General features: G+C 69.6%; 22 protein-coding genes. 7 read left to right on the top strand and 15 right to left on the bottom strand.

Annotated features, from left to right (window positions below; all coding sequences use genetic code 11):
• Window positions 1–190 precede the first annotated feature (190 nt).
• Window positions 191–2,074, top strand: coding sequence for a glycosyl hydrolase family 18 protein (locus FMP39_RS12735; protein WP_141590171.1), 1,884 nt, complete (start codon window positions 191–193; stop codon window positions 2,072–2,074).
• 629 nt (window positions 2,075–2,703) lie between these two features.
• The gene (locus tag FMP39_RS12730; RefSeq protein ID WP_141590170.1) at window positions 2,704–3,198 is read left to right on the top strand and encodes a hypothetical protein; all 495 of its coding nucleotides are present in this window, start codon (window positions 2,704–2,706) and stop codon (window positions 3,196–3,198) included.
• A 51-nt stretch (window positions 3,199–3,249) separates the two neighbouring features.
• On the opposite strand, the gene FMP39_RS12725 is transcribed toward FMP39_RS12730, so the two are convergent.
• The 5 genes from FMP39_RS12725 to FMP39_RS12705 form a co-directional block, all read right to left on the bottom strand.
• Complete coding sequence (locus FMP39_RS12725) at window positions 3,250–3,798, bottom strand: SMI1/KNR4 family protein (RefSeq protein WP_141590169.1); 549 nt, start codon at window positions 3,796–3,798, stop codon at window positions 3,250–3,252.
• A gap of 43 nt (window positions 3,799–3,841) precedes the next feature.
• A complete protein-coding gene (locus FMP39_RS12720) occupies window positions 3,842–4,453 on the bottom strand; it encodes a hypothetical protein (RefSeq protein WP_141590168.1) in 612 nt (203 codons plus the stop codon).
• 143 nt (window positions 4,454–4,596) lie between these two features.
• Window positions 4,597–6,018 carry a pitrilysin family protein gene (locus FMP39_RS12715; RefSeq protein ID WP_141590166.1) on the bottom strand — a complete coding sequence of 474 codons (1,422 nt, stop codon included), beginning with the start codon at window positions 6,016–6,018 and terminating at the stop codon, window positions 4,597–4,599.
• A gap of 12 nt (window positions 6,019–6,030) precedes the next feature.
• Window positions 6,031–7,467: a pitrilysin family protein gene (locus tag FMP39_RS12710; RefSeq protein ID WP_141590165.1), complete on the bottom strand. Its 1,437-nt coding sequence runs from the start codon at window positions 7,465–7,467 to the stop codon at window positions 6,031–6,033.
• Window positions 7,468–7,594: 127 nt separating this feature from the next.
• Window positions 7,595–8,218: a hypothetical protein gene (locus FMP39_RS12705; protein ID WP_228557943.1), complete on the bottom strand. Its 624-nt coding sequence runs from the start codon at window positions 8,216–8,218 to the stop codon at window positions 7,595–7,597.
• Between the two features lie 278 nt (window positions 8,219–8,496).
• Between FMP39_RS12705 and FMP39_RS12700 the strand changes: the two genes are divergently transcribed.
• Window positions 8,497–8,715 carry a hypothetical protein gene (locus tag FMP39_RS12700; RefSeq protein ID WP_002639318.1) on the top strand — a complete coding sequence of 73 codons (219 nt, stop codon included), beginning with the start codon at window positions 8,497–8,499 and terminating at the stop codon, window positions 8,713–8,715.
• Entirely contained in the window at window positions 8,712–9,605 is an 894-nt protein-coding gene (locus tag FMP39_RS12695; protein WP_141590163.1) for a hypothetical protein, read from the top strand. The genes FMP39_RS12700 and FMP39_RS12695 overlap by 4 nt, the downstream gene beginning before the upstream one ends.
• A gap of 16 nt (window positions 9,606–9,621) precedes the next feature.
• Here FMP39_RS12695 and FMP39_RS12690 read toward each other — a convergent pair whose 3' ends face one another.
• Window positions 9,622–12,036, bottom strand: a complete 2,415-nt coding sequence (locus FMP39_RS12690) for a DNA polymerase domain-containing protein (RefSeq protein ID WP_141590162.1) — start codon at window positions 12,034–12,036, stop codon at window positions 9,622–9,624.
• A 138-nt stretch (window positions 12,037–12,174) separates the two neighbouring features.
• Between FMP39_RS12690 and FMP39_RS12685 the strand changes: the two genes are divergently transcribed.
• Window positions 12,175–12,819, top strand: coding sequence for a YafY family protein (locus tag FMP39_RS12685; protein WP_141590188.1), 645 nt, complete (start codon window positions 12,175–12,177; stop codon window positions 12,817–12,819).
• Window positions 12,820–12,957: 138 nt separating this feature from the next.
• Here the strand turns inward: FMP39_RS12685 and FMP39_RS12680 are convergent, their stop codons facing one another.
• The 4 genes from FMP39_RS12680 to FMP39_RS12665 all read right to left on the bottom strand — a co-directional run bounded on the left by FMP39_RS12680 (window position 12,958) and on the right by FMP39_RS12665 (window position 15,970).
• Window positions 12,958–13,140 carry a hypothetical protein gene (locus FMP39_RS12680; RefSeq protein ID WP_011551729.1) on the bottom strand — a complete coding sequence of 61 codons (183 nt, stop codon included), beginning with the start codon at window positions 13,138–13,140 and terminating at the stop codon, window positions 12,958–12,960.
• 75 nt (window positions 13,141–13,215) lie between these two features.
• Window positions 13,216–13,422: a cold-shock protein gene (locus FMP39_RS12675; protein ID WP_011551728.1), complete on the bottom strand. Its 207-nt coding sequence runs from the start codon at window positions 13,420–13,422 to the stop codon at window positions 13,216–13,218.
• Between the two features lie 352 nt (window positions 13,423–13,774).
• Window positions 13,775–14,419, bottom strand: coding sequence for a hypothetical protein (locus FMP39_RS12670; protein ID WP_090484184.1), 645 nt, complete (start codon window positions 14,417–14,419; stop codon window positions 13,775–13,777).
• A gap of 168 nt (window positions 14,420–14,587) precedes the next feature.
• A complete protein-coding gene (locus FMP39_RS12665) occupies window positions 14,588–15,970 on the bottom strand; it encodes a metallopeptidase TldD-related protein (protein ID WP_228557942.1) in 1,383 nt (460 codons plus the stop codon).
• Between the two features lie 257 nt (window positions 15,971–16,227).
• Here FMP39_RS12665 and FMP39_RS12660 point away from each other — a divergent pair, with 257 nt between their 5' ends.
• Window positions 16,228–17,505, top strand: a complete 1,278-nt coding sequence (locus FMP39_RS12660; RefSeq protein WP_228557941.1) for a TldD/PmbA family protein — start codon at window positions 16,228–16,230, stop codon at window positions 17,503–17,505.
• A 22-nt stretch (window positions 17,506–17,527) separates the two neighbouring features.
• On the opposite strand, the gene FMP39_RS12655 is transcribed toward FMP39_RS12660, so the two are convergent.
• The 5 genes from FMP39_RS12655 to FMP39_RS12635 all read right to left on the bottom strand — a co-directional run bounded on the left by FMP39_RS12655 (window position 17,528) and on the right by FMP39_RS12635 (window position 22,795).
• Window positions 17,528–18,625, bottom strand: a complete 1,098-nt coding sequence (locus tag FMP39_RS12655) for a hypothetical protein (protein ID WP_141590159.1) — start codon at window positions 18,623–18,625, stop codon at window positions 17,528–17,530.
• 17 nt (window positions 18,626–18,642) lie between these two features.
• Complete coding sequence (locus FMP39_RS12650) at window positions 18,643–20,526, bottom strand: hypothetical protein (RefSeq protein ID WP_228557940.1); 1,884 nt, start codon at window positions 20,524–20,526, stop codon at window positions 18,643–18,645.
• Between the two features lie 105 nt (window positions 20,527–20,631).
• Entirely contained in the window at window positions 20,632–21,606 is a 975-nt protein-coding gene (locus tag FMP39_RS12645) for a c-type cytochrome (protein ID WP_141590157.1), read from the bottom strand.
• 14 nt (window positions 21,607–21,620) lie between these two features.
• Window positions 21,621–22,619, bottom strand: coding sequence for an aromatic ring-hydroxylating dioxygenase subunit alpha (locus tag FMP39_RS12640; RefSeq protein ID WP_141590156.1), 999 nt, complete (start codon window positions 22,617–22,619; stop codon window positions 21,621–21,623).
• A 5-nt stretch (window positions 22,620–22,624) separates the two neighbouring features.
• On the bottom strand, window positions 22,625–22,795 hold the full coding sequence (locus FMP39_RS12635) for a Xan family putative trans-acting RiPP leader peptide (protein WP_141590155.1): 171 nt from the start codon (window positions 22,793–22,795) through the stop codon (window positions 22,625–22,627).
• A 141-nt stretch (window positions 22,796–22,936) separates the two neighbouring features.
• On the opposite strand from FMP39_RS12635, the gene FMP39_RS12630 reads away from it, so the two are divergent.
• On the top strand, window positions 22,937–24,892 hold the full coding sequence (locus FMP39_RS12630) for a hypothetical protein (RefSeq protein ID WP_228557939.1): 1,956 nt from the start codon (window positions 22,937–22,939) through the stop codon (window positions 24,890–24,892).
• Window positions 24,893–24,906 lie beyond the last annotated feature (14 nt).

Genomic DNA, 24,906 nt, shown 5'->3' with positions numbered 1-24,906 from the left:
GACAGTGATTGAGGCGACCTTGGGGAGGGCTTTGCCATGAAGGGCTCCTCCCCCAGGTTGCTCAAGGCCCGTCAATCTCAGTCAGGCAGCGAGACCGTGTAGCACGGCTCACCGCGAGTGAGCGTGGAATTCCGACGGGCCTCGACAGGAGAAGCGAATGAACCGGTTGGTCGTATGGTTGGTTTCATGGATGGCCATGGTCCTGGCTTCTGGCGGCAGCGCGGCGTGGGCCGCCCAGGCGGAGGCAAGGCCTCCCGCGGCAGTGGTTGACGGGAACGAAGGCGAGCCCCCCGAGCTGGTCCCCGTCACGACGAGTTGGATCTACCGCGATGCCATGGAAGCACCGTGGCAGGACTACTCCTGGGCCCCCCACTCGCTCACCAACACCTCCCCTGTCGCGGCGGGGCGCTACTCCATCTCCGTGACGATGCGCGCCTGGGAGGCGCTGTATTTCAATACATCGCCAATCACCTCGAACGCGGGCATGACGCTCACCCTGCGCGTGCATGGCGGGACGGGCGGCAACAACGCGGTGGTGCTGGCCCGGGCCGTGGTGAATGGCGCCTTCACGCCTGGCACCGAGCTGGGGCCGTACTGCACCGGAGGCCGCATCCGCGCCAACACCTGGGTGACGTGCACCGTTCCCATCTCCCTCCTGGCGCCGGAAGGGGCTCGGCTGACGGGCCTGGCGCTCCAGGAAGGCCGGGGACTGAGCCTGCCCACGCTCTACTTCGACGAGCTGGGCGTGCGTGGCATGGCCGCGCCGCCTCCGCCCGTGGAGGTGGCCATCACCCCCGCCTCCGCCACGGTTCCAGCCGGGGGGACGCAGGCCTTCACGGCCACGGTGACGGGCAGCACCAACACGGCGGTGACGTGGTCCGTGCAGGAGGGCGCGGCGGGAGGCACCGTCACGCCGGCGGGCCTGTACACCGCTCCGGCCATCGCGGGCACCTACCACGTTGTCGCGACGAGCCAGGCCGACCCCACGAAGTCGGCGGTGGCCACCGTCACCGTCCCGAACACGCCCCCGCCGAGCGGCACGTGGGTGTCGGGCTACTACACCGGCTGGAACGCCGACATGTACCCGCCGGAGAAGGTGGACTTCTCCGCGCTTACGCACATCCTCGTCGGCCGCGTCACTCCCAATCCGGATGGGACGGTGAACACCCAGTTCGACAACTCGAATGGCCCGGCCATCGCGCGGACGCTGTCCACGCGGGCGCACGCGGCCGGACGCAAGGCCATCATCATGGTGGGCGGCGCGGGTGAGCACGACGGCTGGGTGGGTGCGGCGTCCAACGCGAACCGCGCCCTGTTCGTCCAGAACCTGCTCAACGCGATGGATACCTTTGGCTATGACGGCCTGGATATCGACTGGGAGCCGGTGGAACAGGCGGACAAGCCGGCGTTGCTCGCGCTGATACAGGCGCTGCGCGCGGCCCGGCCGCAGATGCTGCTCACCATGCCCATCGGCTGGGTCAACAGCAACTTCCCCGAGGATGCGGACCCGTGGTTCACCAACCTGGTCCCCTACCTGGACCAGATGAACGTGATGACCTACGAGATGACGGGCCCCTGGGGCGGCTGGCTGTCCTGGTACACCTCCGCGCTCACAGGCGAGGCGGGCAACCATCCCACGTCCGTATCCTCCAGCCTCAGCGCCTGGGCCAACGCGGGCATCCCCAAGAGCAAGCTGGGCATGGGCATCCCGTTCTATGGCATGGCGTGGCGGAACATCACCGGCCCGTATCAGCCGTACACGGACTGGTCCGACTACGTGGGCAGCGACAATTCCTTCACATACAGCAAGATTCTCCAGCTGTCGGCGACGGGCGTCTACCACTGGGACGAGGCGGCGAAGGCCAGCTACGTCACCTTCGACGTCCCCGTGGAGGACGGCACGGTGCGGTGGATTTCGTATGACTCACCGCAAACCATTGCCGCCAAGGGCGCCTTCGCCCATGACAACGGATACGGTGGCACCATCATCTGGACCATCAACCAGGGATGCACCGACCCACAGACTGGCGCCAATCCGCTGCTCGACGCGGTGAAGAACGCCTTCCTGCCATGACCCGGAGAGGGCAAGGGACCGCGCTGTGCACGCAGCGCGACCCATGACTCCGCAAGAAATGCCCTCCCTGGGGCGTCAAAGCGCCCCCCGTGTGAAGCAACGGCCACTGCCGACGCGCGCGGGCATTGACGAGACACCATCACACCTGTTCCCGGGGGCGCGAGCGCCGTGCTCGTCTGCCCCCGGGACGGGGACACGAATCTTCCCACCGACACCCTTGGAACGGCACCCCGATTGCTCATGGCTGCCCACGATGGAGGCGAGACTGTCTACAGCGGGCATCGCGAGCGCCAGGGCAGCACATGGGGGCAGAAAGAGCGCGGTGGCGGAATCGCTGAGGGGCTTGGGCAACGACATGAATGACGGCGTTCGCACGCGGGTGAGCGGCAAGAAGGCGCTCGACGTCGGCACCGCGAACCCGATGAATCTCCATCCGGACGGCGGCTGGGAGCTCCTCCAGCTGAAGAAGGACTGAGGCGGCCCTCCCCCGGCCGAGGCCCAGGCCCACAAAGCCTGGGCCTCGGCCGGGGTGCCAGGAATGGAGAATTCCTATCGGAGTGCAGTCAAAACTCCGTGTCAGCCCATGGGGGGTGGATTCGCAAACGTGGAGGACGGACTAAATAGGCCGCATGACCCTCTCCTCCCCGCTTTCCATTGCCGCCCTGAGTCTGTCTTTTCTTGCGCCGATGTCTGCCCTGGCATCCGGGGACACGGTCACCAGCCAGTATGTGGACGTCTCCTCCTACCTGACATCGGAGGCGGACATCGAGGCGTGGTACCAACTCCGGGCCTCGCTGAAGCAGAACTTCGATGACATCTGCGGCGACACGTTCTGCGAGGGCGAATACAGCAACATCGAGTCGCTGCGCTTCCGCTGCTCCGTGAATGCCCTGACGGGCCGGATGGGCCAGTGCGTCTGGGTCTTCGCCGCCAGCAACGAGGACGTCGACCCGGCGACGGGCGCGGTGACGGTGGATGCGCGGACCTGGGCCTGCCAGGCGCCTGTCGCCCCGCGCACCACGATTCAGGAGTTCCTGACGGCGCTCGCGGGCACGTCTCCGCTCTACGCCACGCTGCCGCGCACCCAGACCACCCTCTACGACGGTCTGGGCAACTGCCTCTGAGTCACGAAGCCTCGACGAAGCCCGTGCAGCAGCACGGGCTTCCGCCGTGCCTTACGCTTCCGCGAAGTTCTCGATGAGCGCGTCGATGACCCTGACGATGTGCGCCGAGAAGTCCCGGAAGTGCTCGGCGTCCTCCGTTCCCAGGCGCGGGGAAAGGTCGAAGGCCTCGTCGTGGTAGTAGCCGACGACGCCCAGCTCGCCTTCCGGCGTGACGTCGCGCGGGTTGAAGCACCAGAAGTTGTCCACCGCGTCGTCATCCGCGCGCTGGAAGAACAGGGCCTGGTTGATGGCCTCCTCCACCTCCGGGTCGTCACCGTTGACCGCGTCCGACGGGTCCGGCGCCGCCGCGCGCAGGAAGCCCGGCTCCTCCATGCCGATGAGCTCCCGCCCACCATGCAGCACCTTGAAGGTGCCGTAGGTGCTGATGAAGTGCACGTAGCTGGGAGGCAGCTTCAGTTTGAACTTCTTCTCCAGCTGCGCCACCTCGTCGGCAGTCACGGGCGTGGAGAACTCGATGCTCATGTCCTCGATCTCCTCCGCCAGGGACTTGAGCCGCTTCACTGCTTCCGCCACCGCATTCTCATTCGACGCATGGGCCATGATGCGCGCACGCTAGCGAATCCGTGTGCCCCGCCAAGCCCCTTCAGCGAAGCAGGGCTCGCCCGCGAAGAAGGTGCTTCGCGATTTCTTCGTAGGACCAGTCGCCGTCAGCGTCCACCACGTCCGCGCTCAGCTGCTTCGCCAGCGCCTCACGAATGTCACTGGGGTGTCCATTGAAGTGGTGGTCCGCCTGCACGTCATCCACCGCGTCGAAGCGGTCAGCCGCCACGACGATTCTCGCCTTCAGAGAATCCGCGTAGGTCGAGTAGTCGTTGTAGTAGGTCCACGCCACCTGCTGCACGGTGATGGGGCCCAGCGACACCAGTTCACCGTGAAAGAGCAGGTTCTTCGCGGAGAGCGCGCCGCCCGTGAAGAGCAGCGCGTAGTCGAAGCCCTCGTGGATGATGCTGCCCTCCACCAGCAGGTCGCCCGCGACGAGCAGCCGGGACTGGTCCTCCAGGACGAGGTTCCCCTTCACCACGACGCGTGACGCTTCCAGGACGCGGTCATCGCCCTCGGAGAGCTTCAGGTCTTTGGACACCACCTCCGTGGCGCCGGAGTTCGTCAGCTTCGCCTTGAGCGCAGCCCGCCGCGCCGCCGTGCCGCAGGGCGTGTGGAGCGAGCCTTTCTTGAGCAAGTCATTGAGCAGGGCCATGGCCGCGTATCAAGGCACGGTGGACCTGGACGCTCAATGCTCCAGACAGGGTTGGCGGCCCGGGCGCTCGCAGGGGACGCAGCTCCGTGACCAGGAATGCATGAAGGGCGGAGGCCCAGGTGTGGCCTCCGCCCTCCCGGGACTTACTTCAGCGCGGGGGACACGACCTTCAGCTGCGGCGCCACCACCTTCTGGTCGCCCACGACGATGAAGGTCATCGCCTCACGTGTCAGCATCTTCGCGGCCAGCTGCTGCACCTGCTCCGGCGTGACGGCCATCACCGCCTGCACGTAGTTCTGCGAGTACGAATCCGGCAGGCCGTGCAGGTCCACGAAGCGGAGCTGGTAGATGATGCCGTTGCGCGACGCGTTCTGGAGCAGGAAGGAGCCCGCCAGGTAGCTCTGGACAGCGCGCAGCTCGTCCGCGGGCGGCGGCGTCTTGCGCAGGGTGGCCACCTCCTTGAGGATCTCCTTCAACGACTCGCCGGTGACCGCCGTCGTCACGTCCGCGTTCTGCACCCAGTAGGCGTCCTCCAGGTGCGTGGACACCTCGCTGTAGGGCGAATACGTGTAGCCCTTCGCCTCGCGGATGTTCGCGGTGATGCGCGAGCTGAAGTAGCCACCGAGCAGCGTGTTCATCACCGTCTGCTTGACGTAGTCCGGGCTGGAGGGCGGCAGGCCCTTCACCGCCACGCGCACCGTGGACTGCACCGAGCCGGGGCGGTCGATGAACTGGACCGCCTTCGCCACCTTCTGCTTGGGCACGTTCTTGAGCCGTGCCGCGCCGGCCTTCCAGCCGGTGAACGCGTCCCGGATGGCCTTCTCCACCGGCGCCGGCTCGAACCGGCCGACGACGTACAGCCGCGCCCGGGCCGCGCCGATGTTGGCGTCGTAGTGCGCGCGGACGGCCTCCGGCGTGTAACCCTTGAGCTGGGCCTCCGGCGGGAAGTAGCGGCCATACGGGTGGTCACCGTAGAGCGACTGGAGCAGCCGCTCGTCGGCGAGCGTGCCCGGCCGGCTCTTGTAGATGGCCATCTCCCGCACGAGGTCGCCCTTGACGCGCTCGACCTCCGCCGGCGGGAAGGCCGGGTTCTGGATGACGTCCGCGATGAGGGCCACGGCGTCCGGCGCCGACTCGGAGAGTACCTCCAGACCAACATAGGTCTGGTCCATCGTCGTGCCGATGTTGAGCGAACCACCCAGTTGCGCGGCCGCCTGGGCAATCTGCTCCGCGGAACGGGTCGTGGTGCCCTCCGACAGCAGCTTGCCGGTCAGGTCCGCCAGCCACGTCTCCGTGGCCTTCTCGTGGATGTTGCCGGTGTCGATGGCCAACTGGATGGCGACCTTCGGCATGTCGCCATAGGGCAGCAGCGAGACTTCCAGCCCGTTGTCGAGCTTGAACTGCGTGCGGACGGGAACCTTGAAGGGCTTGGGCGCGGCGGCGGCCGGAGGCGCTTCCCTGGTGGACGCCGGGGCGGGAGCGGCCGCGAAGGCAGGCGCGGACAGCATCCCGAGCACCATCAGCGCGGGCGCGACAAGGCGGGTGCGAATTGAGTGCGTGGTCATGGGTGCGTGTCCTCAGGGGGCCTGCGTCTGGGTGGCGGTCGCCGCGGCGGGCGTCACCGTCAGCACGGTGCGGTTCTCACGGCGCAGATACTCCTTCGCCGTCTTCTGGATGAGCTCCGGCGTCACCTTCATCAGCTCCGACTCCAGCCGGTTGATGCGCGCCGGGTCGTCGAAGAAGAGCGCGAAGGACGCCAGCAGGTCCGCGCGGCCGAAGCCGAAGAGGCCCTCCAGCTGGCCATACAGCCGCGAGCGCGCCTTCACCCGCGCCCGCTCCAGCGTCGCCGCGTCGATGGGCTGATTCTGCAGCTGCGCCACCACGCCGTCGAACTCCGCGAGGATGGTTTCCGTGGTCGTGTCCGCGTCATGGAACAGGTACGCGGTCCACTGCATGGGGCCGTTGTAGTTCCAGTGGTTGCCCAGCTGGTTCACCCCGCCGGAGACCTCGCCCGTCAGGCCCTTCTTCTGCACGAGCTGCTGGTAGAGCGCGCTGTCGTTGCCGCGCAGGAGGACCTCGTCGACCAGCGCCATGGCGAAGTACTCGGGCGTCCCCACGTCGGGCATGTGGTAGCCCACCGCGAGCGCCGGACGCTGCGCCAGCTTGTCCTGCTTGTCGTGGCGCTTCTCCTTCGTCTGGCGAGGCTCGGAGATGTCCGGCTTCGACGGCTGCGCCACGGTGGGCAGCGGCCCGAAGTACTTTTGAATCCAGCCCTTCACCTGGTCCGGCTCGAAGTCACCGACGATGACCAGCGCCGCGTTGCTGGGCGCGTAGTACGTCTTGAAGAAGGCGCGCACGTCCTCCAGCGAGGCGGCCTCCAGGTCCTTCAAGTCGCCGTAGAAGTTATGGGCGTTGTACCAGTTGGTGTTCGCCACCTGCGGCATGTCCAGCCACGGGAAGCCGCCATAAGGCTGGTTGAGGACGTTGACCTTCACCTCGTTCGTCACCACGCCCTGCTGGTTCTTCAGGTTCTCCTCCGTCACGTCGAGCCCGCGCATGCGGTCGGCCTCGGCCCAGAGGATGGGCTCCAGCGCGTTGGAGGGGATGACTTCAAAGTAGTTGGTGAAGTCGAAGCGGGTGGAGCCGTTGAGCACGCCGCCGTTCTTCTGGATGAGGCGGATGAACTCCATCTTCCCGAGGTTCGTCGAGCCCTGGAACATCATGTGCTCGAACAGGTGCGCGAACCCGGTGCGGTCCTTCGGCTCGATGCGGAAGCCGATGTTGTAATACACGGCGACGACGGCCTTGGGCGCCGAGCTGTCGCGCGAGAGGACCACCTTCAAGCCGTTGTCGAGCTTGTAGTAGTCCACGGGAACCTGAAGCTTCGGCTGTTCCGCGGGGGCTTCCACCTTCGCCGTTTCGACGGCGGGCGGTGTCTCCGGCTTCTGGGCTTCCTGCGTGGTCGCGCAGCCGGTGAACGCGGCCAGTGCTACCGCTCCGAATACTTTCCTCATCGGACCTCCCCTGGATGACCTGGCATCTCGTCGAATGACGGAGCCACTACGGCGCTGTGCGCCTTCCGATTGCCAAAGATTCAGTGTCCCGGCAACCCGAACGCACCGCAAGGGAAGGTCTGTTGTCCTACGTCACGAGGAAGGGCGTGGAGCAGTAGGAGCAAACCACCTTGTCCCCCGGCTGGACGGCCTCCGCGCTCACGGGGGCATCACACGAAGGACAACGCCGGGCGACATTCTTCCCCCGCTCCAAAGCTTCGCGGTGGAGGTAAACGCGCGAGTCGGCGAGGTAGACGAGGTCCACCTCGTGACGGGCGATGAGCGTGGTGAGTATCGCCGCGACCTCCTCCTCCGGGAACCGGAGCTGCGAGGCCACGTCACTGACGCGGATGCGCGTCTGCGCTCGGATGAAGCCCAGCAACTGCTCGCGGCGGCGCGCGGCCCGGAAGGGAGACAGCCCCTTCTTCCACGCGAAGCGGCCCACGGCGACGAACACCGCCGCTACCAGCAGGATGCCCACGCCATCCGAGGTCGTCCTCCCCTCGTCCGGAGAGACGCTTTGCACAGCGCCCACCATCACGCCCAGCGCGCCGACGAAGACGAGGTTCGCCCCCCACAGGGCCACCAGGGCCCCCAGCCCCATCTTGAGCCAGTCCCAGTACCTCCGCGGCGCGGGTGCTCGAACGGCATGCGGACGGGGGACGGCTGTCACGGAGGGCGGCGGGGCATCACGAAGATGTGGGGCGTTCATGGGTTCTCGCGGAACGAGCCGGCGCATTCTAGGGGGCGCCCCCGGCGCGTCACCTCCGGGAAAAACAGTCAGCACCGCAGCTCCCGCCCGCCGGGGCCGGCTCAGCTCCATGTTCTCAAAGAAAAACCTGCATAACGAGAGGGATTCCGCATGGCCAGACAGGGTGTGCCCCTCGTGTGCGGGCTGGAATCTGCCTACGCTCCAGGTTTCCACCAGGAGGTGGCGCGATTCTCCCTTCGACCTCCCAGACCTCCCCCGCCGGCTGGCACGACACGCTCGTGCGACACCTGGAACCGCTCCTCGGCGGGTTCACCGCGAAGATGGCCATCCAGACCGCCGCCCTTCGGACGCTCAAGCGGCCCCCCGAGCAGCTCAAGCGAGAAGACCTCCCGCAGTTGCTCGAAGGCCTCAAACCCATGCTGAACACCTTCATCGGCGCCCTGCACGCGAAGGTCATCCTGGCGGAGATTTCCGCCTCCTTGGAGAAGCTGCGATGAGCACTCAGTCGACGGGCCGCGCGGCCGGAAGCATCGTGCCCTGGTTCGGCGCGGTGCTCGTGCTCCAGTTGGCGCACGCCTTCGCGGCGGCCTCCGCGCTGGACGCGCCGCGTTCGCTCTCGCTCGTGCATGACGTCGCCGGTTGGGGCAGCGGCGTGCTGGCCGTACTCGGGACGCTGGCGGCGGCCCGTTCGTTCGCCCAGGGCGACTACCTGCGCAAGGTGTGGGGCGGCCTGGCCGCGGGCGCGCTCCTGTCGCTGGTCAGCACCGCGCTGCGCAGCTACTGGCTCCACGCGGTGCCGGACGTGCCCTTCACCCAGTCACCGCTGCTGCCCGTCCGCATGCTCGTCGTCGTGCTCGCGAACGTCAGCACGACGTACGCGCTCATCCTGCTGGCGATGACGTACCGGCAGTCCGGACTCCAGCCGCCGTCCAGCGTCCGCTCCAACGCGCTGTGGGTGGGAACGGCCGTGGCCGCGCTGGCCGTGGGCGTGCCCGTGCTGGCCACCGAGGTCCGCCACCTGGGCACGGACGCCATCAGCACCATGTCCGCCGTCATCAGCCTGGCGTCGACGCTGGCCGACATGACGACCATCCTGCTGGTGGCCCCCATCCTGGGCGTCGCGTACATGCTGCGCGGCGGACGGCTGGCCTGGGTGTGGTGGGCCATGGGCATCTCCGGCGCCATGTGGCTCTTCTACGACGCCCGCGTGTGGCTGGGGCCCCTGCTGCCCGGAGACGCGGCGCAAAACGCGGAGCTGCTCCGTACGCTGCGCACGTCGGGCCTGGTGCTCCTGGGGCTCGCGGGCTGGCTGCAGCGCACCGCCCTGGCGCCGCAGCAGGTCCCCGCGGCCGAATCCTCCGCCCAGACGCACGCCGGGGTGTCCTGAGCCGTCCCGCGCGCGGCTACGCCCCCTCCAGCGCGGCCGCCGGCTCCGTCAGCACCGTGAGGATGGGCTTCGCGTCCTCGAGCGAGGGCGCGAAGAGGGAGGGCTGGCCAGGGTCGTCGAACACCGTCCGGAAGTCCTCCGGTGTCAGCGCGCGCACCAGCCGCGCGGCGAACGTCTCGCGCAGGAGCCGCACGTAGTACTCCACGTCGTAGTCGCGCGGGTCCTCCTCGCGTGACAGGGGCCGCGCCGTGCCCGGGTCATCCGCCTCTGGAATGGGGAGCAGACCCGCCCGGCCTCCCACGGCACGGTAGACGCGGACCTGCTCACCCAAAGGCCATTCCTTCCGGCCGCTGGCCAGCATGGCCTCGTAGGGGAGCTCGCGCCGGCGGGGCCGGAGGGCGAGGTACTGGGCGCCCGTCTTCGTCAGGCGGACGTGTGCGCAGACCTCCGGCGTGGGCAGCTCCCGGCGGCGCAGGGCCATCACCGTCGCGACGTACACCTCACGCACGCCCGGGATGTCTCCCGCCAGGAGACAGCGCAGCGCGCGGCGCAGGAAGGCCTCGCCGAAGGGCTCCGCGCGGCTGGAGCGGAAGGCCACGCCCCGGAGCACCAGCGGTCCGTCATACGGCTGGAGCGCGTAGTTCTTCGGTTCGTGCGACAGCATGGCGGCGTAGCGCCCGTCGAACTCCAGTTGCACCCGGGGCGGGAGCAGCGCGGCGACCTCCGAGACGACCCGGCGCTCGTCGACCTCCCGCCAGTCCTCCGGGACGGCGAAGTACACGCCGTCCGTGTCCGCCTCCAGCAGCGTGACGCCCCGGCGAGCCAGCTCCCGGCAGAGGAGGCCCAGCACCTCGCGGCCCTGGCGCGTCACCTCGTTGGCCGCGTGCACGTCCGAGAAGCGCGTGAGCCCCACCGCGCCCAGATAGCCGTAGGCGGAGTTGACGACGATTTTCATCGCCGCCGACAGCGCCTCGTTCGTGAAGCGCTCCTGCGAGCCAGGCGCCGCGGCACGCGCCCTGCCCTTCGCCGCCAGCCGCTGGTCCACCAGGCGGTCCACCAACGCCAGCAGCACGCCCAGCCTGTCCCGCTTGGGGCCAATCCGGTACTGTCGCATCAGGGAGGGATAGAGGCTGGCGACGTCCGCCTTCACGATGCGCCGGGCCACGCCCGTGGCGAACAGGTGGAGCGCCGCGCCGCTGTGTGACGTGCCGTCCCCCTCCTGGTGCGCGGGCAGCGCCGCGCCCTCCCGGAGATAGGCCCGGACGAGCAGCGGGTCCAACACGCCGGTGGCCGGCCCCGCGTCCGCCAGTCGCTCGTAGCGGCGGGGCGCCATGCGCGCGAGCGCGAAGGCCGCGCCCCCGAGCATCCTCGCGAGGCCGCCCGCCTCCGTCACGTCATCACGCGCATAGCGCCGCACGCGCGCCGGGTCCGTGCGGAAGACGTCATACACGCGGGCACCGGGGATGTGCTCGCGCTCGGGCCCCGCCAGGCCCAGGTGCTTCGCGACGGCCTTGAGGCCATGGCCCGGCAAATCCCTCGTGGAGAAGTCATGCCGCAGCACCGCGTCCAGCGTGTCGATGAACTCACGGCCGGGCACGGTGTAGCGCGCGCGGCGCATCGCATCCGGAGGCGCGCCGGGCACGGGCCGTCCCAGCGCGGCCCCCCTGGCGGACGGACGGTGCCGCAAGCCCGGTGCCCCCGCGCGGCCCAGCGCCAAGGACACGCCCAGGTGTCTGGCTCGCCGCGCGAGGAACGGCAGGTCGAAGCCGTGCAGGTTGTGGTTCTCGATGACGTCGGGGTCCCAGGCGCGCACGCGCTCCGCCAGGTGGTAGAGCAGGTCCGCCTCCGCCGAGTCGTCATCCCCCTGGGCTTCGAGTGTCTCCGTCGCGCCGTCCGGGCCTCGCAGCGCCACCAGGAAGACGCGGTGGTGCGCCGGGTCCAACCCGGTGGTCTCCAGGTCGAACTGCATGCGGCGCAGCGCATCGAAGGCGAGGTCGCGGAAATACGTGCGGCCCGACATCGTGAGGTACTGCTCCTCCGGAGGCAGCGCGAGCACCGTGTTCGCGCCCAGCTCCTTCAGGTGACTCACCGGCTGGCCCAGGCGGCGTGACGCGCCTTCCAGCACCGCGCTGGTGAGCGCGCGGCCGTCATCTCCGCGGACCAGGTAGCGCAACGCCCCGGGCCCTTCGAGCTCCTGCCACGTCACCCGGTAGCGCGCGGGGCCATCCGACTCCGGACGCAGCCGAGGCCCCAGGTGCGCCAGGTCCTCCAGGGACGCGAGCAGCAGCCACGGGCGGAAGCGCACGTCCTCGCGAAGCAGCTCCCCCGTCTTCGGGACGCGGCGCCAGACGAAGGCGCGGCCGTCGGGCTCCGCCCACACGGAGACGATGCCCGGCGTGGGGTCCCAGCCCCAGAGCCACTCGTCCTCCATGGAGTCCCTCCGGGCGGAAGTGCCGTGAACGCGCGCGATGCAAGCCGCTCGCGGCGTGGGATGCAAGGCACGTTGCTCCAGGGACATCACGCCAGCTTGAGGGAGGGGTGTGACAGTGGTATGTCAGGTTTCCTCTCCATGCAGCGCACCGAGCGTCTCTTCGCCCTCGCCGAATACCTCCGGGGCCGCCGTACCGGTGTCACGGCGGAAGTGCTCGCCGAGCGGTTCGGCGTCACGGTGCGAACCATCTACCGGGACCTGGATTCGCTGCGCGCCTCGTCGATGCCGGTGTCCGCCGAGCGTGGCCGTGGCGGTGGCTACGCGTTGGATCGCAGCTACAGCCTGCCGCCGGTGAACTTCACCGCGCGCGAAGCGGCGCTCGTCGTCGCGCTGGGGCGCTTCGCCATCGACATGCGGCTGATGCCCTTCGCGGGCACGCTGGAGTCGGCGCTGGACAAGGTGCGCGCGGCGCTCTCCACCTCCGCCCAGCGCGAGCTGCTCACCCGGCTGAGGGAGCTGGCGTTCATTGGCGTGCCCTCACTGCCGAGCAAGAAGCCCGTCCGGGAAGCATTGGAGCGGGCGTGGTTCGAGCAGCAGCCGTTGCGCATCACCTACGTCGACAGCAACTTCCTGGAGACGGTCCGCGACATACGGGTGATGTCCGTCATCATGAACCGGCACGAGACACGCGTCGACGGGGAGGACCTCACCACCGGGGAGCGCCGCCACTTCCGCCTGGACCACATCACCCGCGCCGAGGTGCTGCGCGCCGCCGGACCGTGAAGGCCGCCCAGGAGCGCTGGCTGCGTTGACGTGAGGGGAAGTGGCTACTGCGTCCTTCCGGGGGCGGAGGCGCCGTCCCGGAAGGTTGCCCTGGGCACCACGGACTGCGTGGCAAGCCCAGGCGGCACGATACTGGGCTCAAATCTCCAGCGGCGGCTGGGGACCGGGGATGATGTCCGCGATATCGGGGTCGACCTCACCCGGCTGACGCGGCCCGCGCTCGGACTTGACCTTCTTGCGCTCCTCGCGCTTCGCGTTCTTCTCCTGCTGGTGCTGCTTGCGCGCCTGCTCTTTCTGGCGCTTCGTGGATCTGCCTTGCATTGAGCCTCCCTCGCTGAAAACAAAAGCCCGGCCTCGCAGTGAGGAGACCGGGCTGATGGTGCTGAGCCTGAGCTCTCAGCCGACGACGCGGACGTTCTCGGCCTGGAGGCCCTTGGGGCCCTTCCGGGTCTCGAACTCCACCTTCTGGCCTTCGGCCAGGGTACGGAAGCCATCCGTCTGGATGGCGGTGTGGTGGCAGAACACGTCGGCCCCACCGTCGTCCTGGGCGATAAAGCCAAAGCCCTTCGCGTCGTTGAACCATTTCACGGTGCCAGTTGCCATGTTTCTTCTTCTTTCTGCGTGCGGCGCGAGACCGCAGCCCGTCCCATAGAGCGAGACAGGCAGCCTCTAGCCTGTCGAGGGGCCAATGTCGAATGTGGAAGGCCCCGAATCTCCACCGGCTGTTCGCCGCGTGAAGGAAACGTGGCGTAGAACCGAAGAATTCCAGCCCCTTGACTCGTGGCACCACGCCCCGAAAATCGTCTGGCGCCCCTTCATCGCCGGACGTTCCTTCAATGTGGGGGCGCCCGCGGCCCCTGGGGAGCGCCCTGGAGGGCACATTCCTGGACACCACTGGCCTCCCGCCCTCCCGGAACGAGGAGCAGGCAGGCGCTGGCTTCCTGGCCTGGCCCCCCTAGGCGCCGGGGGGCGTGCGCGGAAGTTCCGTGCCAAACACCACCTGGAGCAGGTCCATGAGCCCGGGCCAGGCCTCGGCGGCCAGCCACAGGCCCTCGGACTGATGCTCCGCGGTCATGGCCAGGGAGGCCGAGTCGAACAGCCGGGCGGGCAGCACGCCCTCTTCGGGCAACGGCCCTTCCACCTGTAACACCTGACCGTCCCAACGAATGCCGGGAGGCAGCAGCCGCTCCGCCAACACCCGCATCGCGGCCCGGCCCGCCCCCGCGCGAAGCACGCCCATCATCAGCGACGAAGCCGTGCGGGACTCCTCCAGCTCCACCACGCCCGGCGTCTTCAACCACAGCCGGTAGCGCCCGGAGGCCAGCTCCACGCGCTCCAGTGCCGTCTCCACGCGCAGCTTCCAGCCGTGCACGGAGAAGCGGATGTCATAGACGTTCTCCCGCGAGGACCACTCCCGCAGCTCGAAGTTCTTCAGCCGGGCCAGCAGCTGGCTCACCACGGTCTCCACGCGCGCATGCGACAGGCGCACCCGCCTGCGGCTCACGTCCACCGCCATGTCGTTGGAGAGCGCATTCGGCAATCGCTTCGCCCACTCCCTCGCCCCTTCCAGCATCTTCGCCGCCAGCGACTGACCCGACATCCGTGTCCTCCCGTGACGCCGCCTCCCTGGGCCTGGGGGCCTCGTACCGGCAGCCCAGCGTCGTGCGCGCAGCATGCACCGGATTCAGAGCCAGCGCGCGTCCTGCTCGCAGGGCAGGCGGGCTCGCGTCGCCTGGCTGGCCCCGCGCCGTCCCCAGGGACGTGGACATCACCTGGCCGCCTGCCCTCCCTGGGCACCCGACAGCAGGGGCGGGAAGACGAGCGTCGGCGTGCCACAGCCCTCGGCGGTGGGGAAGAAGGTCAGGTCCGTCCCCACGCCGCGCAGCGCGCGGAAGGTCTCCAACACGGGGAGCTCCAGTTCCACCGGAGCGATGCGGCGCACACGACGGCCGTCGCGTACCTCCCAGCCGCCCGCCACCAACGTGACGGTGCCGGGACGCGGCATGGTGGTGAAGGTCTCCACGCGCGCGACGAGTTCCGTGTAGTGCGCGGGGAGCACGGCGGTCGCACCGGGCACGAGGAAGGGATTCACGGCTTCGGGCGTGGGTGGTGACATGCTGGTGCGGAAGCCGCGCCCGTTGAGCGGCGCACCGAGCCGCGATGCGGTGTCGGAGGCGTGAAGAAAGCCTCGCAGCACGCCCGCGTCGACCAGCGACAGCGTGTCTGTGGAGAGTCCTTCGTCATCCATGGGTACGCGCCGCGTGCCCGTGGGGTCGTTCGGGTCGTCCACCACGCTCAGGACCGAGGGGAACACCTTGCGCCCCACGGCCCGGGCCAGCGCGGGCGTGGCCGCGGCCACGTCGCCCCGTAGCAACCAGATGAGCCCCGCCGCGAGAGGCGCGGCCACCGCAGGCCGCAGCACCAGGGGGAGGTCGCGGTCCAGCGACTCCGCGGGGCCCGTGAGGGCCTCTACAGCCTCCGCGAGTCGATGGCGCAGCGGAATGATGACCGTGTCGTCCGCCACCGTTTCGGGAAACGCCACCGCATCCACCACGGCGCCGCGCGGCGTCTCACAGCGCACGAACAGTTCCTCGCGCCATTCCGTGCGAGCACGGCGCGCGCCACATGCGCGCACCAGGGCGCGCCACGTGGACACCTGGGTGAGCAGCGCGGCCTGCACGACGCTGCCAGGGGGCACGGCGGTCTCGATGAAGTGTTTCATCCGGCGCGCCGCTCGCTCTGGCTGGAGCGGAGGAGGACTCGGGACACTCGGGGAATCGCTCTGAGCTGGCAGCGCTGGCAGTGGACTCGCACGTCCTGAAGTGGCGTGTCGCGCGGTGCGCTCCAGGAGCAGCGGCAGCGCGCCTGCCTCACCCACTGGCGCGGTCAGCAGGCCCTGTCGCGCGTCCCAGCTCACGCGCGCCATGGCATCCAGGGTCTCCCCCTGGTTGACGATGGAGCGCCCCGTCCCTGCGTCGTATTCGAACGACAGCCTGCGCTCCGCGGCGAGGAACAGCTCGGCCTGCGAGGGTGCGTGGTGCCGCGTGAAGGCCTCCAGCGCTTCGCCAGCGGACGTCAGCCATTCGCGAGGCTGAAGGCCCGCGCATGCCGCCACCCCACTGTCCTCCTCGGAACCGGAACCGCCCCGCATCCACTGCCTCCGCCGACACACGCTGGGACTGCGCGCGAGGATACCGGTCTCCGTCCTCCCGTGGGGACGCTCCACGTCGTCGCGCGAAATCCGTATCGGTGGTTCAACCGTCCGTCCGTGCGTGCACGCAATCCAGGCGCGTGCATGGGTCCGCCTCGCCGTCTGGCGTATGCTCCTGAACCTGTGCCCGCCGTTTCACGGTGGGCGTCACCGCCGCCACGGCCAGCCCGCGTGGTGCCCGGCCGGAGGACACTCGCTTGGATTGGTTCGTGGAGCGGCGCGAAGTCACCGAGGTCCTCCATCAGCGTTCCGGGCTCCGCGTCATCCCCCCCGTGCTCGACCAGGGCTGGTCCATGGGACAGCTCACCCCGGACAGCATGACCTGGCAGTGGGCCCAGGTGGCCGGCGCCCGATGGAAGCACGGCCTCATGCCGGAGGCGCTGGCACACCAGGCCCGCCCCCTGCTCGACGCCGAGCCCCGGCTCGCGAGCGACACGGAGGCCATGGTGTCGCTCGCCCGCCAACTGGAGGCGACAGCGCGGGCCGCGGGCGCCCAGCACCTGGACGTGCTGCTGCGCGAAGTGGAGCGGCGCACGCTGTCCGCCAGCGACGCGCACCAGCGAGAAGACCACCAGCGCCATGCCCTGCTCGAAGTGAAGGCCTTCCACGACACCGGCGCGGGCATGGCTGAGCTGTGGCGCTGCGCCGCCTGGCCGGACGTCACCGGGGCACGCACCGCGCTGGCCTCGTTGGAAGCGCTCGTGGAGCGCATGGCGCGGGAGCTGCGGGACACGACCCCCATGGTGCCCTGCCCCCGCGACGTGCTGCCCATCGTCTTTCCACCGGGCGCCGCCTCCGGCTGCTTCTTCCACGAGGTGTGCGGACATCCCCTGGAGGGAGACGTCGTCGCGCGCGGCGGCTCATACCTGGCGCGGCGACTGGGGCAGCAGGTGGCCGGTGCGCACCTCAGTGTCTCGGACGACCCGACGGATGGCCACGGCGCGCTCGGCTTCGCCTGGGACGATGAAGGCCATGCCGCGCTCCCTGTGACACTCATCCGCGAGGGCCGGGTGGACGCGCCTCTGCTGGATGCTCGCAGCGCCGCCGCGCTGGGCCGCGTGCCCAACGGACACGGGCGGCGCGTCAGCTACCGGCACCCGCCCCTGCCTCGCATGGCCCACACGCGCGTGGACGCGCACCAAGGCCACCTGGAGGCGCTGATGGCGGACATTCCGCACGGGCTGCTGGTGCAGCACCTCACGCCCCGGCAGATGGACCTGCTGTCGGGCGACTTCAGCTTCTACATCGTGGAGGCGCGGGAGATTCGAAACGGACGGCCTGGGCGCCGCGTGGGCCCCGGCATCCTCCGGGGCAACGGGCTGGAGGCGCTGGCCGCCATCGACGCGGTGGGCGAGGACACGAAGAACCTCTTCGCCACGCGCGGCTGCCGGAAGCTGGACCACGGCCCGCTTCCGGTGTCCTTCGGGCAGCCCACGGTGCGCTTCCGGGGGCTCGCGGTGGAGCCCTCGCGGTGAGCGCCGTGGGCGCCTGGGTGCGTCACCCCTCCGGGTAGCAGAGGAAGCCGAAGTCCGGCGGCGGCGCGGGCTCTTCGTAGGGGTTCTCCTCCACGGGCGGCGAGGCCTCCATGGCGAACAGGCGCGTGAAGGACACGCCCGGCGGCAGGCCCTCGACGAAGAAGGGAGGCACCTCCCAGGGCCGGCCCTCCTCCTCGTCCTCCAGGGTGTCCACGAAGCTCACCGTCAGCGCGCTCGGGGCGCCCGGCTGCACCACCAGGGCGTAGTAGCCCAGGCTGCTCATGCCGGCGGGGATGGCGTAGTAGCCCATCTCCGTCTGGCCCGGGAACGAGCCCGGCGGCGCCCAGTCAATGGCGTACAGCGTGCCCGCCGTCGTCTCCGCCGCGATGTCACCGCTGGGGAACAGGAACGCGTCCAGCACCGGGCTGGGCGAGTAGACCCACAGCAGCGCCACCGAGCGGCCCGACGAGGCATCCGCCAGGCTGGCTGGGGAGACGGACGTCCCCGTCTCCTCGGAAATCACCTGCGCCAGCGCGCCGAGCGCGCCCGCCTCGCCGACGATGGCCGGCGACTGGATGAGGCACTGCGTCCCGGTGGCCGCGATGGGCCGCAGGCTGGTGGTGGCGTAGTACGGCACCGCAGGAATGGGCGCGTGGCCCTCCTCCTCCGGGAACATGTCGGCGGCCCCCACGGAGAGCCCGGGCGCAGGCTCGGCGCGGATGAGGTACGGCACCGTCGGGTCGGAGGGAATGCCCTCCGTCTGGAAGTTGCCCCAGGGCGGCATCGCGGGGCCGCTGGTGTCGACCACCTCGCCGGTGGGCCCCACCATGCTGACCTGCGCGCCCCATACGGACGCGCGCATCACCGTGGGCATGCCATACAGCAGCGCCGGCAGCGGCGGCCCGGCATCCGGGTCCTCCGGGTCGGGCGGCCACATGACGAAGGTATAGAACATCGCCTCCGGATCGAAGATGACGCCGGAGACGGGCACCCGCCGGTCGGGCAGGTCGGTGTAGGGCGCCTCGGCGTCCAGCTTGGGCGGAGGCGGTGCGCTGCTATCAGCGCACGCGCTCAGCACGGCGGCGGACAGGGTCGAGGCAATGAGAGAGCGAACCTTCATGGCGTTCCTCTGAGGGCTCAGCGAGGCGGGAGGATGTGCTCGGCCGGCGGCGTGGTGACGTGGCACGACTCGGCGCAGTTGCCGTAGCCGTTGGGCGTGTTCTGCATGGGCTCGAAGCGCAGGTCGAAGTACTCCGTGCCGTGCGACGCCACGTGGCAGCCATTGCAGCTCATCAGGCTGGGCCACAGCGTGCTCTCCCGCGTCAGGTGACACATGGTGCAGTCACCCTTGTTCTGGTTGTACTTGCGCGAGCTGTTGTGGATGCGGTGGATGATGTCCGGCAGGTAGCCGTAACCCTCCTCGATGTGGCACGTCTTGCACGCCTCCACGTGGTCCACGGACATGCCGTGGTGCACGTTGGAGAGCGAGTTCACCCCGTTGTGGCACACCTGGCAGTTGCCCACGCGGCCCGGGTACGTGGTGGGCTGGGCCTGGCCCACCTGGAAGAAGAAGGGGTCCAGCCGGTTGAGGCGCTCGCCCATGAAGGTGCGGTGCCCCTTGAGGATGATGGCGTAGGTGCCCGCCTTCGCGTTCGGCGGCAGCGTCACCGAGTAGTGCGTGGGCGGCTGGGCATCACCGCCGCCCGCGAGCAGGTTGGAGCCGGGCGGCAGGTAGAAGTGCGGCTCGCTGAACAGCGGGAAGGAGAAGTACGGCAGCGTGTAGGAACCGCGCGACACCTGCAGGTCCTGCAGCGGGCCCACCACCTTGAAGCCGGACTCCGAGGAGCTGGCCTCGCGGTAGGTCAGCAGCATCTCCTCGTTGAAGTACGCGAGGCCGTTGGAGGACTCGCCCATGTATTCGTTGTAGCTGGGCATCCGGTTGCGCGGATGCAGGCCGTTGCCGTCCCCGTCGCGCAGCGACACCATGAAGTCCACCGAGTCACCGGGCATGAAGTAGCTGCCGTTGGCCGGGCGGTTGACGCGCACCGCCTGCGTCAGGCCGAAGCCACAAGGCACCTGTTCGTCGGTGGCCAGCCCGCTTTCATCCAGCCGGTAGCAGGTGGCCGGACGCTCCGCCTCGGGGGTGAAGACGATGGGGAAGAGGAAGGGCTTGAGGGGCAGCTGGCTCCAGGTGACGCGGATGAGTCCCTCGCCGGAGAGCTGCGGCATGGTCAGCGTCTTGAACGGGTTGGTGGCGCCGGCGAAGGACGCCTTCACCATCGTCTTGTAGGTGGGCTCGGTGCCGTCCGGCAGCAGGCTCACCTCCGGGTCTCCCGGGAAGCGAGGCCGCGCCAGGTCCGTCACCAGCCAGCTGGCGCGCGTGCGGCCCGTGGTGGCGCTCTCACCCATGAAGTCACGGCGGCTGTAGTTGATGGAGGTGCGCACGGCGCCGTCCGCGTCGAGCACCTCGATGAGGAAGGTGTCGTCCAGCGAGCGCATCCACGCGGCGTTCTCGTAGTACGTCTCGCGTTGGAAGGTGGAGTCGAAGTCGTTCGTCCACTCGTCCCGGCCCACCGTCACGCCCGACCAGTCCAGGTCCTTGAAGCGCGACTCCTTGCGCATCCAGAAGGACGGGGCGTGCTGGTTCTTGAAGTCGGTGTGGACGTCGGTGACGGCGTCCACCGCGGTGAACTCGCGGATGAAGTAGCTGACGCCCGGCGTCACCTCGAACCGCGCCGAGGGCGGCACCTGCTGGCCCATCCGGTTCATGGCCTCGCAGGTGGCCGGATAGTCCGGCAGGTCCAGCGAGCCGGCCGACACTGGCTCACCGGTGGGCAGGATGGCGCAGCCATTGAAGTACAGCAGGGACAGGGAGATGGCGCCGGAGGCCGAGCTCGAATACGGGTCGAACGCCCTCGCGCCGCGGCCACGGGTCCCTTCGGCGTCGCCGATGTTGAAGACGTCGCAGCCGGCGGAGCACACCAGCACGGACAGGAGCAGTCGCTTGAAAAGAGATTTCATGGGGGCACGCGTCACGCGCGACCCTGGGGGAAGGGCGCGCAACGATGGGCTTTCAGGGGACGCGCTGGGAGTCTACCGGACGCTCCCAGGTGGCGCCAGAATGGGTCATTTGCCAGACGCGGACGGCGCGGCGGGAGCCACGGCGGGCACTGTGCGCAGGTAACGGTAGAGGGCCTTGAGGTCCGCCTCCGCCAGTCCGGCGAAGAAGCCCCAGGGCATGGTGAGCTTGTTCACCTGGCCCGCCCGCGCGGGCGCGGGTGCCAGGTCCTTGAAGGCGGTGAAGCGGGCGACGAAGGCCGCTTCGTCCACGGCGCCCAGTCCGCGTGCATGCGGCGTGAGATTGGATACGACTTCCGGGCCGTGCGGCGTGGGCAGCGGACGTCCTCCCGCGAAGGGCGTGCCCGCCTCGTCCATGCCCGCGTGACACGCGGCGCACTGCGCCATGGTGGCCAGGTAGCGACCGCGAGAGATGTCATCCGCGGCGGGCTCCGGCACGGCCGTCTTCATGGGCGCGGCCATGTCCTTGTACTGCGCGTACACCTCGTCCGGGATGACCGAGCGGGCCGAAGCGCGCGGGGTGGCCGGGGCCTGACGCAGCCAGGCAATCACGGCATGGGCGTCCGCGTCCGACAGCTCGCGGTAGAGGAGGAACGGCATGAGCGGGAAGAGCGTCTTCCCATCGCGCCCGGTGCCATCGCGCAGCGCGCGCATCAGCTCCTCGTCCGTCCAGCGGCCGATGCCGTGCTCGGGGTCGGAGGTGATGTTGGGCGCGCAGACGCGACCGGGCAGCTCCCAGGCCGCGTCGTCCCAGCAGGCGCCGGAGAGCGCGGGCCCGGAGGCGGGGCCTCCATACCGAGCCCAGTCGCGCGGCGTGTGGCAGGAGCCACAGGCGAGCACGTTCTCCACGAGGTACCGGCCCCGCTCCAGCTTCGCCGCGTCCGCGGACGCGGTGACGGGCGGGGCGGCAGGAGCACGAGGTGCCGGCGCGGATGCGGCCGGAGCCTTCGCGGGTGGCGGCGGCGATTCGTTGCGCTGACAGGCGCTCAGCGCCAGCAGCAGGAACAGAAGATGGGAGCGCATGGGGGTGTGGGTCCTCATTCCGGGGCGGGTCCGTCCACGGGCTTGCCCAGCCGCAGGGCGATGACACCCCGGCGGTATTCGATGGGCAGGCGGTCCGCGGGCGTGTGGACCTCACTGGCGAAGTCCAGGGGCTGGGCCCGGGGACGCACGCCCTCCAGCGTGCGCCGGTCCTGCTCCAGGATGGCCAGCTCACTCTTCACGAACATGTCCGGGAAGTGGTTGCGCAGCCGGGGGTGGTACGAGGCGAAGTAGAAGCACCGCATCTTCTCCTCGGAGAGCGGAGAGGCGATGGCGTAGACGGTGTGGACGTAGAAGAGCGTGGGCTTGAAGGCCAGCTTCGCGGCGAAGGGCAGCGTCACGTCGTAGGTGAGCGTGGTGCGATCCACCCGGGGCGGCATGCCATCCGTCGCCGGAGCCAGCGCCGGATAGACGATGCGCGCGCCGACGCCGGTGGCGCGCCGCTCCACCTCATAGGGAGGCACTTCCGGCTGCTCCGGGTTGCCGAAGGTGCCTTCGTGCACGAAGGACAGGTGCGCCACGTCCAGGACGACCTCAATCATCCGGCCCGCGGCGACGTCCCAATCCAGCACCGGCAACGTCACGGTGGCCAGGGTACCGTCCTCCAGCTCCGGCCACTCCGGCAGCGGCGCGGCGGGCTCCGGGGACAGGCAGACCCAGACGAGGCCGTACCGCTCCGTGGCCTGGAAGGCGGAGACGCGTGCCCGGGCGGGAATGGGCGCGGCGGGCTGTGACGGCACCCGCACACAGCGTCCGTCCGAGCCGTAGGTCCAGCCATGGAAGCCGCAGCGCAGCCCCTCCGGGGTGACGATGCCCAGGCTGAGGTCGGCGCCCCGGTGTGCACATCGCCGGTGCGTCACGGCCACGCCCGAGCCCGTCCGCCACAGCACCAGCTCCGTCCCCAGCAGATGCACGGGGAGTGGAACGGCCGTCAGCTCGCTGGAGAAGGCGACCGGGTGCCAGTACGGAGCGAAGGCGTCAACGTAGGAACGCACGACCCTCAAGCCAGCGCGAGCGGAGCAATCTTGCTCTCGATCTCCTCGAGCAGGAAGTCGATCTCCTCGATCTCATCCAGCTTCTCGGGCGCGGCGGAGACCTCGTTGTGCGCCGCCTCGGAAGTGGCGGGCTCGGAGTGGGCGGGCGCTGCGGACAGGGTCTCTTCCGGAGCCATGAGGCCTCCTGAGTCGGGGGGTGGGGGCGCGATTGTGTCCGGCTGTCTGGGGGGCCTGTCAATCCGGAGTCCCCTTTCTTAAGAAATTTTCGACACATGTATCGCTGATTGAGACTCGTATACGCTCAGGGGGCCCCCGTGATGATGCCCCCCTTGCCCGTTCGAGCCCTGGCCGCGGCCATCCTGCTCTGGAGTCTTGACGCGTCCGCCGAGCCCTGGAACGGCACGGAACCGGGCACGACGACGCTCCAGCAGGTCCTGCTCTCCTTTGGCCCGCCCACCCGGCAGGTCCATGAGGACGGCGCTGTGGTGCTGACGTACCAGCGCAAGGCCGCGCCGGGAGGCACCCGGAGCACGCGCTTCCACTTCGACGCCCGGCAGGGCGTGCTGCGCCGCGTCGAGGTGGTGCCCACGAAGCCGCCGACGCTGGCGGGGCTCGTCGCGCTGTACGGCCCCGCGTGTGGCGCGGCGAAGACCTCGGAGGGAGGCCCGGACTGTCACGAGGAGGAAGCCGCGCCCGCGCGCCAGCGCTGGTGGCACTACCGCGCGCGCGGGCTGAGCGTGCTCCTCGACAAGCAGCGGCGCGTGAAGTCGATGCGCTACAGCGAGCCCCTGGCCTCCGCGAGCCCAACCCCGGCACGAGGCGCCACGGCTTCGGCCGGGAGTGAAGGCACCACCGTGCCGGCCGCGGCGGCGGCGCTGGATGTCCCGAGGGCGGCGCCCGCCACGGGGACGCTGCCACCCGACACGGACTCCGCCTCCGGGCTCGCCACCGCCGCCGTGGACCCGGGCGGGGCCAGTGCGCCCGAAGGTTTCGAGGACCTGCTGGACGCTCCCGCTGCCGCTCCGGCGCCTCGGCCGGCCGGTCCATCGGGCGCCATCGTGGAGGGCTGGCAGGGCCCGGAAGGCGAGGCCGCGGACCCCTGGCATGAGACGGCGCAGGAGCGTCAGCAGGACGTGCTCGCGGTGGGCGGCATCTACTTCCAGCGCGCGGAGCTGACGGGGCTGCGCTCCCAGGGGAAGACGACGTACCAGCCCGTCCTGCCCGCGCTCGCGGACATCTACCTGGACGCGACGCCGTCGAAGCACGTGCGCGGCTTCATGATGGGCCGGCTGGCGTATGACCCGCTGTCCACGGAGGCGAACGGACCCGCCGCCGTGCTGGGCCAGATGTGGCTGAAGTTCGACGTCGCGCAGCGGCTGTTCGTCACCGCCGGGCGCCAGGAGATTCGCTGGGGCAGCTCGCAAATCTGGAACCCGACCGACTTCCTGCAGGCGCCCAACCCGGATCCGCTCAACATCTTCGACCTGCGCACGGGCGTCGACATGGTCCGCCTCACGGTGCCGTGGGAGGCCATGGCCGCCAACCTGTCGCTCCTGGGTACCGCCAACGTGGAGGACGTCAGCGAGGACCTCCGGCGGGTGCGCTACGGCGGTGGCGTGCGCGCGGAGATGGCGGTGGGCACGGGCGAAATCGCCGCGACGGCGGTGTTCGACCAGTCGCGCCGGCCCCGGTACGGCCTGGACGCGACGATGGCGCTGGGCCTGCTGGACTTCAACGCCGAGGTGGCCTGGGTGGGCGACGGCAACACGCGGCTCTGGGCCCGCGATGGCGACAGCTTCGTGGAGCGCACGCTGGAGGGACGCAAGCTGCTGGTCAGCGCGGGCGTTTCGGCCACGTTCAACTTCGCCGAGCTCTACCGCGCCGTCATCCGGGTGGAGGGCTTCCACAACCCGCTGGGCTACGACGACCGCGCCTTCCTGCCCTGGCTGAGTTCGCAGGGGGACTTCCGGCCGCTCTTCCATGGCCGCTACTACGCCCTGGGGCAGGTCAACATCGGCCGGCGCGGCGTGTCCCAGCTGTCGCTCATCTTCACCACCATCGCCAACGTGCAGGATGCGTCGTACCTGTCACGGCTGGCCTTCAACTCCTCGCCCTTCGACATCCGGGACATCTTCGTCCAGACCTTCGTCGAGGTGCCCTACGGCGAGCGTGGCAGCGAGTTCCGCTTCGAGAGCATCCCCGCGGACCCCACCGCTCCCGGTTCGGGGCTGGGCGTCTTCCGCGCGGGCGTGAGCCTCTACGTTCGCATCTAGCCCACCGGGCCTTC

The sequence above is a fragment of the Myxococcus sp. AB056 genome (assembly GCF_006547365.1).
Taxonomy (GTDB): Bacteria; Myxococcota; Myxococcia; order Myxococcales; family Myxococcaceae; genus Myxococcus; species Myxococcus virescens.
This window is presented reverse-complemented; position numbering and strand designations above follow the sequence as displayed.

Excerpts from the sequence above, each read along its gene's own strand:
- FMP39_RS12725 (WP_141590169.1), bottom strand. The coding sequence starts at position 3,798 with ATGGCCCATGCGTCGAATGAGAATGCGGTGGCGGAAGCAGTGAAGCGG.
- FMP39_RS12735 (WP_141590171.1), top strand. The coding sequence starts at position 191 with ATGGCCATGGTCCTGGCTTCTGGCGGCAGCGCGGCGTGGGCCGCCCAG.
- FMP39_RS12675 (WP_011551728.1), bottom strand. The coding sequence starts at position 13,422 with ATGGCAACTGGCACCGTGAAATGGTTCAACGACGCGAAGGGCTTTGGC.
- FMP39_RS12665 (WP_228557942.1), bottom strand. The coding sequence starts at position 15,970 with ATGCGGGGCGGTTCCGGTTCCGAGGAGGACAGTGGGGTGGCGGCATGC.
- FMP39_RS12690 (WP_141590162.1), bottom strand. The coding sequence starts at position 12,036 with ATGGAGGACGAGTGGCTCTGGGGCTGGGACCCCACGCCGGGCATCGTC.
- FMP39_RS12720 (WP_141590168.1), bottom strand. The coding sequence starts at position 4,453 with ATGGCCCTGCTCAATGACTTGCTCAAGAAAGGCTCGCTCCACACGCCC.
- FMP39_RS12655 (WP_141590159.1), bottom strand. The coding sequence starts at position 18,625 with ATGAAGGTTCGCTCTCTCATTGCCTCGACCCTGTCCGCCGCCGTGCTG.
- FMP39_RS12630 (WP_228557939.1), top strand. The coding sequence starts at position 22,937 with ATGATGCCCCCCTTGCCCGTTCGAGCCCTGGCCGCGGCCATCCTGCTC.
- FMP39_RS12715 (WP_141590166.1), bottom strand. The coding sequence starts at position 6,018 with ATGACCACGCACTCAATTCGCACCCGCCTTGTCGCGCCCGCGCTGATG.
- FMP39_RS12685 (WP_141590188.1), top strand. The coding sequence starts at position 12,175 with ATGCAGCGCACCGAGCGTCTCTTCGCCCTCGCCGAATACCTCCGGGGC.
- FMP39_RS12670 (WP_090484184.1), bottom strand. The coding sequence starts at position 14,419 with ATGTCGGGTCAGTCGCTGGCGGCGAAGATGCTGGAAGGGGCGAGGGAG.
- FMP39_RS12645 (WP_141590157.1), bottom strand. The coding sequence starts at position 21,606 with ATGCGCTCCCATCTTCTGTTCCTGCTGCTGGCGCTGAGCGCCTGTCAG.
- FMP39_RS12730 (WP_141590170.1), top strand. The coding sequence starts at position 2,704 with ATGACCCTCTCCTCCCCGCTTTCCATTGCCGCCCTGAGTCTGTCTTTT.
- FMP39_RS12680 (WP_011551729.1), bottom strand. The coding sequence starts at position 13,140 with ATGCAAGGCAGATCCACGAAGCGCCAGAAAGAGCAGGCGCGCAAGCAG.
- FMP39_RS12695 (WP_141590163.1), top strand. The coding sequence starts at position 8,712 with ATGAGCACTCAGTCGACGGGCCGCGCGGCCGGAAGCATCGTGCCCTGG.
- FMP39_RS12650 (WP_228557940.1), bottom strand. The coding sequence starts at position 20,526 with ATGAAATCTCTTTTCAAGCGACTGCTCCTGTCCGTGCTGGTGTGCTCC.
- FMP39_RS12635 (WP_141590155.1), bottom strand. The coding sequence starts at position 22,795 with ATGGCTCCGGAAGAGACCCTGTCCGCAGCGCCCGCCCACTCCGAGCCC.
- FMP39_RS12710 (WP_141590165.1), bottom strand. The coding sequence starts at position 7,467 with ATGAGGAAAGTATTCGGAGCGGTAGCACTGGCCGCGTTCACCGGCTGC.
- FMP39_RS12705 (WP_228557943.1), bottom strand. The coding sequence starts at position 8,218 with ATGAACGCCCCACATCTTCGTGATGCCCCGCCGCCCTCCGTGACAGCC.